The organism is Ideonella sp. FW305-24, from assembly GCF_058788035.1.
Genome location: NZ_JBYTAI010000006.1, coordinates 75606 through 90294, shown reverse-complemented (window position 1 = coordinate 90294; position 14689 = coordinate 75606). Strand labels below are relative to the sequence as shown.

The 14689-nt window shown below is 68.9% G+C and carries 12 protein-coding genes; 4 read left to right on the top strand and 8 right to left on the bottom strand.

The features are described from left to right. Position 1 precedes the first annotated feature (1 nt). The 4 genes from AC3WR5_RS17580 to AC3WR5_RS17565 all read right to left on the bottom strand — a co-directional run bounded on the left by AC3WR5_RS17580 (position 2) and on the right by AC3WR5_RS17565 (position 5053). Positions 2–1336, bottom strand: a complete 1335-nt coding sequence (locus tag AC3WR5_RS17580) for a PQQ-dependent sugar dehydrogenase (RefSeq protein WP_492485963.1) — start codon at positions 1334–1336, stop codon at positions 2–4. A gap of 135 nt (positions 1337–1471) precedes the next feature. Further along, positions 1472–2698, bottom strand: a complete 1227-nt coding sequence (gene chrA, locus AC3WR5_RS17575; RefSeq protein ID WP_141289064.1) for a chromate efflux transporter — start codon at positions 2696–2698, stop codon at positions 1472–1474. 13 nt (positions 2699–2711) lie between these two features. Further along, positions 2712–3722, bottom strand: coding sequence for a sulfotransferase family protein (locus tag AC3WR5_RS17570; RefSeq protein WP_492485962.1), 1011 nt, complete (start codon positions 3720–3722; stop codon positions 2712–2714). 320 nt (positions 3723–4042) lie between these two features. After that, a complete protein-coding gene (locus AC3WR5_RS17565) occupies positions 4043–5053 on the bottom strand; it encodes a sulfotransferase family protein (RefSeq protein WP_141289060.1) in 1011 nt (336 codons plus the stop codon). 334 nt (positions 5054–5387) lie between these two features. On the opposite strand from AC3WR5_RS17565, the gene AC3WR5_RS17560 reads away from it, so the two are divergent. Then, the gene (locus tag AC3WR5_RS17560; protein WP_492485961.1) at positions 5388–6941 is read left to right on the top strand and encodes a methyl-accepting chemotaxis protein; all 1554 of its coding nucleotides are present in this window, start codon (positions 5388–5390) and stop codon (positions 6939–6941) included. A 14-nt stretch (positions 6942–6955) separates the two neighbouring features. On the opposite strand, the gene AC3WR5_RS17555 is transcribed toward AC3WR5_RS17560, so the two are convergent. The 3 genes from AC3WR5_RS17555 to soxR all read right to left on the bottom strand — a co-directional run bounded on the left by AC3WR5_RS17555 (position 6956) and on the right by soxR (position 11205). Beyond that, complete coding sequence (locus AC3WR5_RS17555) at positions 6956–8095, bottom strand: carbohydrate-binding protein (RefSeq protein ID WP_492485960.1); 1140 nt, start codon at positions 8093–8095, stop codon at positions 6956–6958. A gap of 191 nt (positions 8096–8286) precedes the next feature. Continuing rightward, positions 8287–10653, bottom strand: a complete 2367-nt coding sequence (locus AC3WR5_RS17550) for a fatty acid cis/trans isomerase (protein WP_492485959.1) — start codon at positions 10651–10653, stop codon at positions 8287–8289. Positions 10654–10713: 60 nt separating this feature from the next. Beyond that, complete coding sequence (soxR, locus tag AC3WR5_RS17545) at positions 10714–11205, bottom strand: redox-sensitive transcriptional activator SoxR (RefSeq protein ID WP_492485958.1); 492 nt, start codon at positions 11203–11205, stop codon at positions 10714–10716. Between the two features lie 91 nt (positions 11206–11296). Here soxR and AC3WR5_RS17540 point away from each other — a divergent pair, with 91 nt between their 5' ends. After that, positions 11297–12457 carry a questin oxidase family protein gene (locus tag AC3WR5_RS17540; RefSeq protein WP_492485957.1) on the top strand — a complete coding sequence of 387 codons (1161 nt, stop codon included), beginning with the start codon at positions 11297–11299 and terminating at the stop codon, positions 12455–12457. An 18-nt stretch (positions 12458–12475) separates the two neighbouring features. Here the strand turns inward: AC3WR5_RS17540 and AC3WR5_RS17535 are convergent, their stop codons facing one another. Further along, complete coding sequence (locus AC3WR5_RS17535) at positions 12476–13189, bottom strand: DNA helicase (RefSeq protein ID WP_492485956.1); 714 nt, start codon at positions 13187–13189, stop codon at positions 12476–12478. 194 nt (positions 13190–13383) lie between these two features. Here AC3WR5_RS17535 and AC3WR5_RS17530 point away from each other — a divergent pair, with 194 nt between their 5' ends. Further along, positions 13384–14112 (top strand): type 1 glutamine amidotransferase, encoded by a 729-nt coding sequence (locus AC3WR5_RS17530; RefSeq protein WP_492485955.1) that lies wholly within the window; start codon positions 13384–13386, stop codon positions 14110–14112. Between the two features lie 131 nt (positions 14113–14243). Continuing rightward, positions 14244–14618 (top strand): PspC domain-containing protein, encoded by a 375-nt coding sequence (locus AC3WR5_RS17525; protein WP_492485954.1) that lies wholly within the window; start codon positions 14244–14246, stop codon positions 14616–14618. Positions 14619–14689 lie beyond the last annotated feature (71 nt).

Sequence of the window (14689 nt, the reverse complement as noted above, 5' to 3'; positions counted from 1 at the left end):
TTCAGCGCGCTGCGCTGGTCCGCCAGATCACGTTGCCCACGTCGTCGGCCACCAGCAGCGCACCCTTGCTGTCGATGGCCACGCCCACCGGCCGGCCGTGCGCGTCGCCCTGGTCGTCGACGAAGCGGGTCAGCACATCGATGGGCTGGCCCGAAGGCTTGCCATCCGTGAACGGCACGAACACCACCTTGTAGCCCACCGGCGGCTTGCGGTTCCACGAGCCGTGTTCGCCAATGAACATGCCGCCGGCAAACGGCGCCGGCAGCGCAGTCTTGTCGGCCGCGGCCAGGCCCAGCGCGGCGACGTGCGCGCCCAGCGCGTAGTCCGGTGGGATGGCCTTGGCGACCAGCGCCGGGTTCTGCGGCTTGGCGCGCTCGTCCACGTGCTGGCCGTAGTAGCTGAAGGGCCAGCCGTAGAAGGCGCCCTGCTTGACGGAGGTCAGGTAGTCGGGCACCAGGTCGTTGCCGAGCTCGTCGCGCTCATTGGCCACGGTCCACAGCACCTTGCCCTGCCAGGCCATGCCGTTGGGGTTGCGCAGGCCGGTGGCGAACAGGCGCTTGCTGCCGCTGGCGCGGTCCACTTCCCAGATCGCCGCGCGGCCCTCTTCGGCGGCCAGGCCGTTCTCGGCCACGTTGCTGTTCGAGCCCACGGTCGCGTAGAGCTTGGTGCCATCTGCCGAGGCGATGATGTTCTTGGTCCAGTGGTGGTTGATCGTGCCGGCGGGCAGGTCGGTCAGCTTCTGGCCTTTTTCGCTGATGCCGGTGGCCCCTGGCGTGTACGGGAAACGCACGATGGCATCGGTGTCGGCGATGTAGAGCTCGTTGCCCACCAGCGCCATGCCAAACGGCGAATTCAGGCCCTGCAGGAACACCGTCCTGGTCTCGGCCACGCCGTCGCCATCGGCGTCGCGCAGCAGCGTGATGCGGTTGGGCGACTGCACGCCGGCGCCGGCCTTGGCCTGCACCTTTTTCTGCACCGCGCCCCGGATGCCCTTGCCGTCGTCCGGCTTGGGTGGCGCGTTGGTCTCGGCCACCAGCACGTCGCCGTTGGGCAGCACGTACAGCCAGCGCGGATGGTCCAGCCCGGTGGCGTAGGCGTTCACCGCCAGGCCGGCGGCGGCCGTGGGCTTTTCGCCTGCGGCCCAGCCCTTGGCCGGCGCGATCTGCATGGTCGGCAGCAGGCTTTTGTCGACCGGCTTGATGACCGGATTCGGGCCAACCGTGTCCGCCGGCGAAGGCACCGGGCCGCGGCCCGCTTCGACGATGCCGGCGCAGGCGGCAACGCCTGCCAGCGAAGCCGCGAGGGCCGAGAGTTTGAGGAGTGTGGAACGGAGCATGGGTGGTGCGTCGCATCGGGTGCGGCAAAGCCGCGATCCCCAATGCTTGCCCCCGGCCCGCGCCGTGGCTGTCAGCCGGCCGACCCATCCCGTGTGGGACTGGGCCTGCACAGCTTCTCAGCTCACAACCTCAGGTCACAACAACAGCCACGCCAGCAGCACGCCCACCGGCAGCGTCAGGTAGGGCGGCTGCTTCAGCCGCCAGACCAGCAGCCAGGCCACCGCCACCATCAGCCCGCCCTGCCACGACAGGCCGTGCCCCGGCAGCTTCAGCAGCAGCGAGATTGCGCCGCCGGCGATCAGGCCGACCACCGCGCTGCGCACACCCAGCATGGCGTGCTGGAAGCGGCGCGAGCCTTTGAGCTGCTCGGTCATGCTGTTCACGCCCACGGAAATCACCGCGGTGGGCAGGTAGATGCCCAGCGTGGCGATCAGCGCGCCACCCAGGCCGGCCACCTGCATGCCGGTGAAGGTGGCGATGCTGAGGATGGGGCCCGGCGTGACCTGGCTGGCCGCGAGGCCGGCGCTGAAGCTGGCATGGTCCAGCCAGCCCAGGTGGTCCACGATCAGGCCTTCGAGCATCGGCACCATGACCAGCCCGCCGCCGAAGAGCGTGGTACTCAGCCCGCCAAAGACCAGGCCGACCTTGGCCAGCAGCACCTCGGGCAGCAGCGCCGGCACCACCTGGAACAGCGCCAGGCCCGCAGGGGCGATGCACAAGGCCAGTGCCAGAGGATGCAGGCGGCGCTGCGCGGCCTCGGGTGCCACCACCTTGGGCGCAGGCCAGGTGAACAGCGCCACCAGCGCCGCCATGGCCAGCACGTAGATGGCCGCGCCCCAGTACGGCACCGCCAGCAGCAACACGCCGCAGACAACCGCCAGCCCCCGCTCCTTCAGGCCTGGCGTGGCCTTCTTGGCCTGGTTGAAGGCGGCCTGCCCCAGGATCATGGCCAGCGGTGGCAGCACGCCCGCCATCAGCGCGCGCTGCAGGTCGGGATGCTGCGCCAGCAGCGCGTAGCCGCCCCACAGCATCAACGTGATCACGAAGCCCGGCAGCACGATGCCGGCCAGCGCCGCGGCAAAGCCGCCCCAGCCGGCCAGTCGGTAGCCCATCACCGCCAGCGCGTTGACGGCCTGGGGGCCCGGTAGCATCACGACCAGGGCGATCAGGTCACCGAAGTCCTGCTCGGACAGCCATTGGCGCTGCTTGACGAAGCGTGTCTGCGCCTGCGCCAGCAGCGCCATGAAGCCGCCCCAGGCGGTCAGCCCCAGCACCACGCAGTCGGCGAAGAGCAGGGCCTTGCGGGGGCCCGGCAATGCTTCATCGGGAGGCGAGGGCGGGGTCAACGTGGTGGTGTTCATGGCGGCGCCTCGTTCAGGCCGCCACGCCACGGGCGCGGATGGCGGCCAGCAGGTCTTCCTGCGGCTTGCGGGCAGCGGCGTCTTCGGGGGAGAGTTCCTCCCGCACCGCGGACTTGCGGCGGCGGTTTTCTGCACCCAGGGCCATCATCATGGCCTCATCGTAGCTGCGCGGCAGTTCCTGCGTGCCGACCAGTTCCAGCTCGTAGTCCAGCGCCACCAGTGCGTCGCCGGCCACCGACTCGAAGTCGATGATCTCGTCGCGGGTCAGGCCTTTGAGCCACTTCTTGCTGTTGCCGGCCATCACCGGTTGCTTCACGTTGGCCCACATCTGGCCCGAGGCTGCGGTCTTGCTGGCTTCTTCGGACTGGTGGAAGTCCAGCATCGCCGGATGGAAGTCGATGCCCAGCCAGCGACACAGCAGCTGCAGCGTGGACTCCGAGTTGCGGGTCAGTTCCTCGTAGGACAGCGCCAGGTACTGGGTGGCCGGCACGCGGCGGCCGCATTCCAGCGCCAGCATCTGCTCGCGCTGCCACTGCTGGGCCACGTGGAAGGCGGTCTTCTCGCCGACCACCGCCTTCAGGAAGGACAGGCAGACATCGCGTCCGTCGCGGTACAGGTACAGGTAGCGGGCTTCGCTGCCGAAGTAGCGCTCGATCTCGGGCAGGAAGTGCACGTTGGCCAGCGACTTGCACATCCAGTGCGGCTTGCCGTTGGCCTCGGCCATGCAGTCCATCACCGCGCCGAAGATGGCCACCAGGCTGTTCTCCCTGCAGCGAGCGCGGATCTCGGCGCGGTCGAACGCCACGCCCCAGGGCACTGGGTTACGCTCGATCATCGTCACGGCGTCGTCGATCAGCTGCTCGAAGTTCGCCTCGTCCCGCAGATCGCCGTAGGCCGGCAGCAGCGGGGTGAAGCGCTCAAGCAGGTGAGGCGGGTGCGGCGCCGCAATGGACTCGGCCTGGTTGACCATCAGGCGCAGAAGGTTGGAACCCGAACGCTGGGTTCCGATCATGAAGACTTTCACTGGAAACACTCCTTGAGTGGGGCCATCGAAGGCCTCTTCTTGTGGGGCTGGGGGGGGTGGATGGCAAGCAGGTGCTGATTTCTGCCCTATGCGGAAGAAACCTTCCTTAAGAGGCATCCAAGCACTGTTTGCGCATAAGAAGTGTCCGAAACTGCACCCTGAATCAATTCGATGAACTGCCCGCGGAAAGCCCCCGCTTTTCCGCGGATTGCGACTCTTGACAGGAGGGCGTGCCGCGTGCTCGAGTCGGCCGCCCTTCTGGGTGACTTTCTGCGCGACCTTCCGTGTGACCTTCCGCTTGAGGCTGCCCAGCCCGGCCGTCAGGCCGCGACCTTGCGGGCGCGGATGGCGGCCAGCAGGTCTTCCTGGGGCTTGCGGGCGGCCGCGTCTTCCGGCGACAGCTCTTCCTTGACGGCGGCCTTGCGGCGGCGGTTTTCGGCGTCCAGCGCGTCCAGCGCCGAGGCGTCGTAGCTGCGCACCGGTTCTTGCTTGCCGGCCACTTCGAGGTCGTAGCCCAGCTCGGTCAGCGAGCGGCCGGCGACCGACTCGAAGTCGATGATCTCGTCGCGCGACATGCTCTTGAGCCACTTCTTGGTATTGCTGGCCATCACCGGCTTGCGCACGTTGGCCCACATCTGGCCGGAGGCGGCCGTCTTGCTGGCTTCTTCGGACTGGTGGAAGTCCAGCATGCCGGGGTGGAACTCGATGCCCAGCCAGCGGCACAGCAGCTTCAACGTCGATTCCGAGTTGCTGGTCAGCTCTTCATATGAAAGCGCCAAATACTGCGAGGCCGGCACGCGGCGGCCACATTCCAGTGCCAGCTGCTGCTCCAGGTCCCACTGCCTGGCGACGTGGAAGGCGGTCTTCTCGCCGACCACAGCCTTCAGGAACGACAGGCACACATCGCGCCCGTCGCGGTACAGGTAGAGGTAACGGGCTTCGGCGCCGAAGTAGCGCTCGATCTCGGGCAGGAAGTGCACATTGGCCAGCGACTTGCACATCCAGTGCGGCTTGCCATTGGCCTCGGCCATGCGGTCCATCACCGCGCCGAAGATGGCGACCAGGCTGTTGTCGCGGCAGCGCGCGCGGATCTCGGTGCGGTCGAAGCTCACGCCCCAGGGCACCGGGTTGCGCTCGACCATGGTCACTGCATCGTCCACCAGGCGCGCGAAATTGGCCTCGTCGCGCAGGTCGCCGTAGGCCGGCAGCAGCGGCGTGAAACGCTCCATGAAATGCGGCGGGTGCGGGGCGGCGATCGAGGGCGCCTGGTTGACCATCAGGCGCAGCAGGTTGGAACCCGAACGCTGGGTGCCAATCATGAAAATCTTCATCGAGAAACTCCTTTGGGGGACGGTCCGTACCGTGTGTTCGGTATGCAGTGGGGGTGAGACGGTGCCGGGGCGATGACAGCCGGCGGCGTGAGGACTCCCCCGCTATCGGCCGCGCCAACGGCCCGTTGAGCGCAGGGGCGGCTGATGCGCGTGAAAAAACGCAAACGCTGCGGTGTGGCGTGAAGGACCGCCCCAGCTCTGCGGCGTGGCGGTCATGAAGGGTCGGAATCCCGACACATTCGCCAAATGCGGGCTTCACATCCGCCGCGCGGGACCGAAGACCCGGACAAGGCGCCGCATCAGGGGGCGCAAACGTTCTTCACCACCGCCCGCCATGAACCGCACCACTCTTGCTACCCGGCTCTATGCCGCCTTCGGCCTGCTGGCCGCGCTCCTCCTGCTGTGCGCCGGGCTGTCCTGGCGGCTGGCGTCCACCGCGTCGACCGCGCTGGCGGTCGAGCAGGAAGCCACGCTGGGCACCACGGCCATTGCCGACGCGCAGGCCGCCATCTGGGCCATGCGTCATGGCGTGGCGTACTACATGTCGCCCATCGACGCCGAGACCCGCGCCAAGGTGGCTGCGGTCAGTCCCAAGCTGCGCACTGATTTCGAGCAGGCGATGGACGCGTTTGCCAGCAAGCCGCACAGCCCCGCGGTGCAGGCCAAGGTCAGCGAGCTGCGCGAGGCCTTCCCGCGTTATGCCGAGGCCCGCGTGGACCTGTTCAAGCTGCTGGAAGCTGACAAGATCGACGAGGCCACCGAGCTGCGCAAGACCCGCGCAAACCCGGCCGGCACGGCGGTCACCAAGGCCTTTGCCGAATTGATCGACCTGCAGCGCGAGGAGGTGAAAGACCGCAGCGGCGAAGGCGCAGGTGCGCTGGCCGCCGCGCGCACGCTGGCGCTGGCGCTTTGCGCGGCCGGCCTGGTGGCGGCGGTCATCGCCTCGTGGTGGGTGGTGCGCAGCACCATGCGCCAGCTGGGCGGCGACCCGGGCGACGTGACGCGCATCGTGCGCCGCATTGCCGACGGTGACCTGGACTCGCCAATGCCCGCCAATGTGCAGGCCGACAGCCTGCTGGGCGCGATGGGCGACATGCAGACGCGCCTGCGCCAGCTGGTCGGCCAAATCGAGCAGGCCAGCTCGTCCATCGCCACCGGCTCATCCGAGATTGCCAGCGGCAATGCGGACCTCAGCCAGCGCACCGAAGCCCAGGCCGGCCATGTGCAGCAGACGGCCAGCGCCATGTCGCAGCTGACCACCTCGGTGCAGACCAATGCCGACGCCGCGCGCCAGGCCACCGAGCTGGCCGGCGATGCCCGCGCCGTGGCAGAGCGCGGCGGCACCGCGGTCAACCAGGTCGTTGCGACCATGGGCGAGATCAGCAGCGCCAGCAAGCGCATTGCCGACATCACCGGCGTGATCGACGGCATTGCCTTCCAGACCAACATCCTGGCGCTGAACGCAGCCGTCGAAGCAGCGCGGGCCGGCGAGCAAGGCCGCGGCTTTGCGGTCGTCGCCACCGAGGTGCGCAGCCTGGCGCAGCGCAGCGCGGCGGCGGCCAAGGAGATCAAGAGCCTGATCGGCGCCAGCGTCGAACGCGTCGAGGCCGGCTCGGCCCAGGTCGACGCGGCCGGCCGGACGATGCAGGAAATCGTCACCCGCATTCAGCGCGTCAACGACCTGGCTTCGGAGATCAGCCACGCCACGTCCGAACAGCGCCACGACATTGAACGGGTCAGCAGCGCCATGATCCAGATCGACCAGACGACGCAGCAGAACAGCGCGCTGGTCGAGCAGTCCGCCGCGGCGGCCGAGAGCCTGAGGTCCCAGACCGAATCATTGGTCGGCGCACTGGCTGGGTTCAAGAGGCAGCCAGCGCTGGCCTGAGGCTCACTTGCCGGTCACTGCACGATCTTCAGCCAGTTCAGGTTGAAGCCACCGGCCAGCGCCTTCACGGCGATCTGCTGCTGGCCCGCAGGCAGCTGCACCTGATGCTGCACCGTGGTCCAGCTCTGCCAGCCGCCGGTGGCCGGCACCGCCACGCTGCCATAGACCGGCGCGCCGCCGGCCTTCTCCAGCTGGATCACGCCGCCGCCGCCGGGGCTGGCCACGCGGTACTGCAGCGTGTAGGTCCCGGCGCTGGGCACATTGACGTTCCAGACCATCCAGTCGTTGGCATCGATCCAGCCCACGTTCTGGCCGCCTTCCGAGCAGGCTTCGGTCTGCACCCCCGCCATGTTGGCGAAGTTCTCGGCTTCGACCTGCTGGCTGAAGCCGCCGGCCCCGGCCTGGTAGACGCGCACATAGTCCACGTACATCCTGGCCGGCATCGCGCCCTCGTCGATGTTGAAGCCCGGCCAGTTGCCGCCCACAGCGAGGTTCAGCAGCAGGAAGAAATCCTTCTGGAATTCCTCGGTGCCGTTCACCCCGTTGGTGATGTCGATCACGTGGTACTGCGTGCCGTCGACGAACCACTTGATGGTCTTCGCGTCCCACTCCACTGCGTAGACGTGATACCCCGTCACGTTCGCGCCGGTGTGGCCGCCGTACTGCGCGTGCCCGCCGCTCAGGTCCTGCCAGTGCACCGTGCCGTAGACGTCCGACTCGGCGTTGACGTGCTCCATGATGTCGATCTCGCCCGAGGCCGGCCAACCCACCGTGTTGATGTTGCTGCCCAGCGCCCAGAAGGCCGGCCACATGCCCAGCGACGAAGGCGCCTTGATGCGCGCCTCGATGCGCCCGAACTTGAAGCTCTTCTTGCCCTGCGTCTTCATGCGCGCCGAGGTGTAGCGGTAACCGCCGTAGTCCTCGCGCTTGGCGGTGATGACCAAATTGCCGTTCTCGATCGTGGCGTTTTCCTTGCGGTAGTACTCCAGCTCGTTGTTGCCCCAGCCCCCGCCACCGGTCTCGAACACCCAGTCCGGCCCGATGCTGCCGTTGAACTCGTCCTGCCATACCAGTTGCCAGTTCTGCGCCCAGGCCGCCTGGCCCAGCAACAGCCCCAACGCCAAACCCGCGACGCCTCGAAAGCTTTTGTTCATGTCTCGCCCCTCTGGTTTCAGCCCGCCGAAAAGCGGCCCGGCCCTGGGGACGTGAGCGGTGTCGCCCCGCCACCAGCAGCTGCCGGCGATGCTATGCACTCAGGCGCCGTCAAGGGTTGATTCAGGATGCAAGAGCTGTCAGCTGGTCTGCAAAAGGTATTCAATTGGTTTTATTGGGCTGCTACCGGTGTTCACCAGGTCCCCAGCCGGTTGTAGTCCAGCATGCCGGCACCCAGCGGGTCGTCGTGGGCGTAGCGGCGGTGCAGGGTGTCGCTGAAGGCCCAGAAGTCGGGGTGGGTGCGGCGCACGGCCCAGCGGCGGGCGAGGCTGTCGAAGTCGGCCTTGGCGCGCAGTTGCTGCAGCGCGGTGGTCAGCGCGGGCAGGTCCGCGGCCTTCACGCGCAGCAAGACGTTGGGGTAGCTGCCGATCACGCCGGGGGCCAGGGTCAGCGTGTTCTCGGCCGGCAGCAGTTCCTTCTGCTCGCCCAGCAGGTGCGAGACGCTGGCGTGCGCGGTGTTGCGCAGCAGGGTCCAGGTGCTGGCGCTGCCATCGGGCTGGTCGATCTGCAGCAGCGTCATCTCGGGCAGCCATTGCAGTGACGCGCCTTGCAGCGTGGCCAGCGCCTGCAGCGGGGCGTGCAGCGTGGCGGGGCTGTGGCGGGTCCAGTCGAAGCGGTGGTCCAGCACCGGTGCGAGGCGTTTTTTCAGCAGGTCGTAGAGCTCCTGCTGCGGGTTGGCGCTGGTGTAGTGGATGCCGCTTTCGAGCGGCAGCGTGGTGCCGGGCCCGCCGTAGACCTGCTCGCGCCCGCCTTCGCCCACGCCGCGGTACCAGTGGTTGCGCGTGGGGATGCGCTGGGCCTGGGGCAGCAGCGCGAGGAAGTTGAACTCGCCCTCGGCGCGCAGGTAGTCCATGTAGAGCCGCGAGTTCAGCTGGTGGCCCAGGTTGCCGTAAACGTCGTAGTTGGCCACCAGCAGGTAGTGGATGCGCTCCAGCAGCGGGTAGCCGATGACCCAGGCGGTCTTGGGCGATTCGCCGACGAAACCCTTGACCACGCTGGCGCTGTCGAAGTGGCGGAAGACGGTCAGCGCGGCGTTGTCGTTGTGGCCCTCACCGTCCCAGATCAGCCGCTCAGTGAGGTTCTCGGGCTTTTGCAGGGCCTCGGTGTATTGCGCGGTGCGGGCCTTCAGGTAGCCGCTTTCCAGCCGGCCATAGGCCAGCCAGGCGACCAGCACATCGGTGTTGCTGCGGCCGGTGGGCAGGCTCATCAGTTTGACCTCCTGCTGCAGCAGCTTGGCCATCGCGTTGTCGTAGGCCTCGGACGGCGCCAGGAAGCTGACCCAGAACTGGTCCTCGATCACGTCCAGCGCGATCTGGCCGCGGCACACCGGGCCCTTGATGAAGCCCATGATCGTGAACTCGGCCTCGTCCAGCATGAAGCGGTAGCGCGCGCCCACCGGCAGCGCGGCGAAGGTGGCAAACGGGTTGGCCGCGGTGTCGGCGCTGTAGCCCGGCAACCGGTCCACCGTGTAGGGGGCGTCCAGGAACAGCGCGCGCCAGCGGGCCATGCGTTGCGCGTCCAGCCGGTACGGCATGTGGGTCTTCGCGACGATGGTCTCGCGCTCCAGGTCCAGCCGGTAGTAGACGCGCCCGACAGCCGGGTCGTCCACCGGCCGCGCCGTGGGGATCACCTTCAACGGTTGGCCCGGCGGCGTGGCCGAGCGCACCAGCTTGAAGAAGCGCTGCGGCGCTGCGCCATCGCCGTCGAAATACAGGTGGGCCAGGAACAGGTGCTCGTAGGCATAACGCGCGAAAAGCTGGGTCTTCAGCGCGTCGCCGTTGAAGAACTGCTCCCAGCGGGCGACCTGCTGCTGCGTGGCCGCGGGCAGCGGCGCCGGCGCTTCGGCTGGCGCGCCCTGTTCGATCCAGCGGGTCAGCACCCGGTGCTCGGCCGGCGGTAGGCCGGGCAGGCCATACGGCATGCCGCCTTGCGGCAGGCTGCGTTCGTAGCCGTCCATCTCGGAGCCGGCGGGGCACATTGCGGCCCGGTCGGCCGACACGTCCAGCGCCGCCTGCTGGGCGGTTTCATCGGCTGATTCGGCCGGCCACGGGTGCTGCTGCTTGAGCATCAGCATGCGGTGCACCAGGCCCACGCTGCGATTGGCCTCGGGCGTGCGGTCCTGCTCGTTGAGCACCGGGAAAAAGCCGCGCGTGCGCCACTCGGAGCTGAGCTGCGCGTCCACGTACAGGCGCGAAGGTGGCGCGGCGAGCAGCCGGGTCGCGTCGTACACCGGCGTCTTGTTCGCGCCGCGCGCCATGCCCTCCCAGCTCGTCGTCTTCAGCTGGCAAGGTGCGTCGTAGCAGGCATGGCAGACCACGCAGCGCCGGTCCAGGATGGGCTGGATGGTCTGCGAATAGGACTCGCCGGCGGGCGGCGGCGCCGGATGGTCGAAGCGGGTCGGGTCGGCGGGTCCGAAGCGCGGGTCCAGTGCCGGGGCGACCAGGGTGGCGCAGGCGGCGAGCAGGCTGATGGCGACCAGCAGGAAGACAAAACGGCGCATCGGGACCACAAGGCAAGGAGAAGGACGACGGGCCGCATCGTACAAAGCCCGGCGGCGGCTTCAGCGCCTGGGGTTGCGGGCTGGCGGCGGCCTGTCGCCAAGCAAATAGCGCGCCCCCTGGCCCTTGGCCGCAGCCTGGTCGCCTTGGTTGTACAGCCCGCAGGTCTTCAGCGACAGGCAGCCGCAGCCGATGCAGGAGGTGAGCTGGTCGCGCAGCCGGGTCATTTCGGCAATGCGCGCGTCCAGCAGCGTGCGCCAGTCGCGGCTGAGCTTTTCCCAGTCGGCCTTGGTGGGCGTGCGGTGCTCGGGCAGCGTGGCCAGCGCGGCGCGGATCTGCTCCAGCGTCAGGCCGATGCTTTGCGCCGCGCGGATGAAGGCAATGCGGCGCAGCTCGCTGCGCGGGTAACGCCGGTGGCCGGCGGCGCTGCGCTGGCTGCGCATCAAGCCCTCGGCCTCGTAGAAGCGCACCGCGCTGGGAGCGACGCCGGCGCGTTGCGCCAGCTCGCCAATGGTCAGCGGCGAACTGGCGCTGAGGCGAATCGATTCGGACATGCACGTCATCCTCCGGATCAAAAAAGCTGTTGACTTCAAGTTCACTTTAATTCCGAGCATGGCGACCATCGCATCAACAGGACGCCTCGCCATGCCGCTGCTCTCCTTCGCCGACCTGCCCGCCCGCCAAGCCCTGGCCACGCCCGCGCCTGTTCGCCGCCAGCGCCGCCCAGCCTTGCGCGAGCTGCTGGACCAAAGCCTGGCGTTGCCGCCCGAAACCCGCAACGAGCTGAGCAGCCACATGCCGATGGCGCTGCATGCGCTCAGCGAGCTTGGCGCCAGCGACGCGCGCCTGCACGCCTTCTACGCGCACTACCTGCGTCGCTTCGAAGGTGCGCCGCCCGCACAGGCCTGGGCGCCCGCACCAGCGGACTGGCCCGTCAGGCTGGGCGACTTCAGCGCCTTCGCCGGCCTGCGCACCGCGTTCACCGAGGCGCTGGCCGAGCAGGGGCGGGACGCGGTACTGAAGGCCGTGCTGCCGCGGCTGTGGCCTGGCGTTGCGGCGGCGGCCTTCCATGGGCCCATCCGCGTGGCGCACGCGGTCGAAGCTGCGCACGAAGGCGAGCTGGCCGCGGCGCTGGCGTATTGGGCCGCGCGCTGGCAGCCGCTGGCGCCGCCGGAGCCAGCGCCGCTGCACCTGCCGCTGCGCGACTGGTCGCGCCAACTGGCCGAGTCCGCGGCCGACTGGCGCAGCAGCGCGCCGCTGATCTCGCTGCGCATGGGCGCGGCCAGCGCCACGCCCACCTACCGCCGCCTGGCCGGCGCATTGGCACCGGCCGGTTCATTGACGGCGCGCTGGCAGCAGCTGGTGACGCTGGCGCTGAACACCTATGCCGACAGCGGCAACTTCACCGTGCTGCACATGGTCACCGGGCTGCGCGCGGTGCATGTGCTGTCGCCCTGGCTGGCGGGCGCGGCCTCCGGGCGCCCCCACGGCCGGGCGATGCCCAGCCCGCCCCCCGAGGGGGTCAAGGAAACTTGGGACGGCCCTGCGTTGCCTTGCGACGAAGCGGTGCTGGACCGCGCCTTCACCGCCGCCTGGATGGCCGCGCGCCTGCCGGCGATGGACCCGCTGGGCTCGCGCAGCGTCCCCCGGCCGGCGGCCGAGTGGCCGGCACTGGTCGCGGCGGCCATCGCGTCGGACGACGACCATGTGATCAAGCTGGTGCATGCCTGCGTGCGCCTGTCGCCGCTGGTGGGCGACGACCGGCTGTGCCGCGAGGCGGCCACGCGGGCGACGCGTGCGGCCTGACCCGGGTTCAACTGCCGCTCAACTTCCCATCAGCAGTTGCATCTTGCCGTTGTGCAGGAAGCAGGCCTTGCTGAACAGCGACAGGTCCACCGGGTTGGGCAGGCGCACGTCGTCCAGGTCCGGGCAAGGCCGGCCGGCGGCTTCGTAGTCGCGGCGGATCTGCGACAGGCAAACGACGATGGCCTGGCGCGCCTGCGCAAAGGCCTTCAGCGTGCGCACCTGCTGGTCCAGCGGCGGATGCTCGCGCGGCTGGTCCAGCAACTGCAGGTAGTCGATCACCGCCAGCGTGCGCGGTGGTGCGTCGGCCAGGCGCGTGGCGATGTGCCCGGCCGAAATCCGCTCGGACAGGTCGAGCACGAAGCGCGCGCCGAAGTCGGCCAGGTCATGGCCCAGTTGGCCGAAGCAGCGGGCCACGTCTGCCGCGGTGAATTCCATGGTGAACAGCGCCGCGTGTTGCCGCTGCTGCATGGCCTCTATCGCCAGGCCGATGGCCAGCAGCGTCTTGCCCTGGCCGGGGCGGGAGCCGACCAGCACCAGGTCGCCGGGCTGCAGCTGCGCGAACAGCGCGGCACCGGGCGACTCGGGTTGCCAGCGCGCCGCCAGGTGGCTCCAGGCCTTGAAACCTTCGCGCGCCGCGATGCGGTCCAGCGCGGCATGCAGGCGGATGTTTTCCTGGCGAGACAAGGCCTTGGCCTGCTGCTTCAGGACATGGATGGGGGCTGAGAGCTTCATGAGGGATCACCTTCGATGGGCGGCCGTCTTCGCGTCCCTCCTTGCGCGACCGGCCGGATCAAAGGCCATGGGTGTGCGCCAGCCCTGCATGTGAAATGCTGCCCCGTCTGGAGGGTGGGAGGCACGGGCGGTGTGCCTGGGGCGGGATGGTAGCGCGCGTAGCATCGGGCCCCCGAATTGCTACCGCAGTCCCCATGTCGTCGCCGTCCCGCCCTCGCCTGCTCATCGTGCAACCCATGGCCGACGACGGACCTGCCTACCTCGCCCATTGGCTGCAGCAGGCTGGCCTGTCGTTTGACCTGGCCAGCGTGGCTGCGGGCGACGAAGTGCCGGCCTCGGCCGAACCGTATGACGCGATCGCGATGCTGGGCGGCGCGATGAGCGTCAACGATGACATGCCATTCCTCGCGCGCGCCGAAGCGCTGCTGCGCGACGCCGTGGCGCGCGGCCGGCCGGTGCTGGGCCATTGCCTGGGCGGCCAGATGCTGGCCAAGGCGCTGGGTGCGCCAACGACCGACAACCCGGTGCCCGAGTTCGGCTGGACGCACATCACGCCAACCGGGACGCCGCTGGCTCAGGGCTGGTTCGGCCGCAGCACGCCGCTGCCGGTCTACCAGTGGCACTTCCAGACCTTTGCCCTGCCCGCAGGCGCCACGCTGCTGGCCGGCAATGCCGCCTGCCCGCACCAGGCCTTCGGCTTCGGCCCCCACCTGGGCATGCAGTTCCACATCGAGGTGGACGCCGAGAAGCTGAACCGCTGGTGCAGCGAAGCGCCGAAAGATGGCGACCCGCTGCGGCAGCACGCGACGGTGCAGGGCGAAGCGGCGATGCGGGTCGACACCACGCGCTTCCTGGCCGACAGCCAGGCTACCGCCGCGCACCTCTATGCACGCTGGCTGGCGCTGGCGGGTCTGTCGAGCTGAGCCCGGCGCCGCTTCGTCGCGCGCACCGGCCAGTCCGTCGGACCCTGCCGCCATCGGTCACATCCGGCAGACACCGGTAGCGCCGAAGCCTAAGCTTCAGTCATTCCCTCTCCACGGCCCAGGAGGCTGACATGACTGAAAGCGAACAACTGAACCAGCTTGGCGAACTGCACCGCAGCGGGGTGCTGAGCGACGAGGAATTTGCCCGCGCCAAGGCCCGTGTGCTGGCCGGCAACGCGCAGCACACGCCCAGTGGCTCGCCCATCGTCGACGCGGTCAACGGCCTGCGCCGCAGCCGCGATGACCGCTGGGTTGGTGGCGTCTGCGGTGGCCTGGCGATGTCCACCGGCCTGGCCGCCTGGGCCTGGCGCCTGCTGTTCGTGCTGCTGTTCGTCTGCGGCGGCACCGGCCTGCTGGTCTACCTGCTGATGTGGTGGCTGGTGCCGCTGGCGCCGTCCATGTACATGAGCTCAGGCAGCGGCGGCAAGTTCACGATGCGGAGTTGAGTGGGCGGGGAAAAAGAGGTTTCTCTTTTCCCATTCGCCCTGAGCACCCCCAACCCGTTCGCCCTGAGCCT

Coding starts and splice junctions, on each gene's coding strand:
- AC3WR5_RS17580 (WP_492485963.1), bottom strand. CDS start 1,336: ATGCTCCGTTCCACACTCCTCAAACTCTCGGCCCTCGCGGCTTCGCTG.
- chrA (WP_141289064.1), bottom strand. CDS start 2,698: ATGAACACCACCACGTTGACCCCGCCCTCGCCTCCCGATGAAGCATTG.
- AC3WR5_RS17565 (WP_141289060.1), bottom strand. CDS start 5,053: ATGAAGATTTTCATGATTGGCACCCAGCGTTCGGGTTCCAACCTGCTG.
- AC3WR5_RS17560 (WP_492485961.1), top strand. CDS start 5,388: ATGAACCGCACCACTCTTGCTACCCGGCTCTATGCCGCCTTCGGCCTG.
- AC3WR5_RS17555 (WP_492485960.1), bottom strand. CDS start 8,095: ATGAACAAAAGCTTTCGAGGCGTCGCGGGTTTGGCGTTGGGGCTGTTG.
- AC3WR5_RS17550 (WP_492485959.1), bottom strand. CDS start 10,653: ATGCGCCGTTTTGTCTTCCTGCTGGTCGCCATCAGCCTGCTCGCCGCC.
- soxR (WP_492485958.1), bottom strand. CDS start 11,205: ATGTCCGAATCGATTCGCCTCAGCGCCAGTTCGCCGCTGACCATTGGC.
- AC3WR5_RS17540 (WP_492485957.1), top strand. CDS start 11,297: ATGCCGCTGCTCTCCTTCGCCGACCTGCCCGCCCGCCAAGCCCTGGCC.
- AC3WR5_RS17535 (WP_492485956.1), bottom strand. CDS start 13,189: ATGAAGCTCTCAGCCCCCATCCATGTCCTGAAGCAGCAGGCCAAGGCC.
- AC3WR5_RS17530 (WP_492485955.1), top strand. CDS start 13,384: ATGTCGTCGCCGTCCCGCCCTCGCCTGCTCATCGTGCAACCCATGGCC.
- AC3WR5_RS17525 (WP_492485954.1), top strand. CDS start 14,244: ATGACTGAAAGCGAACAACTGAACCAGCTTGGCGAACTGCACCGCAGC.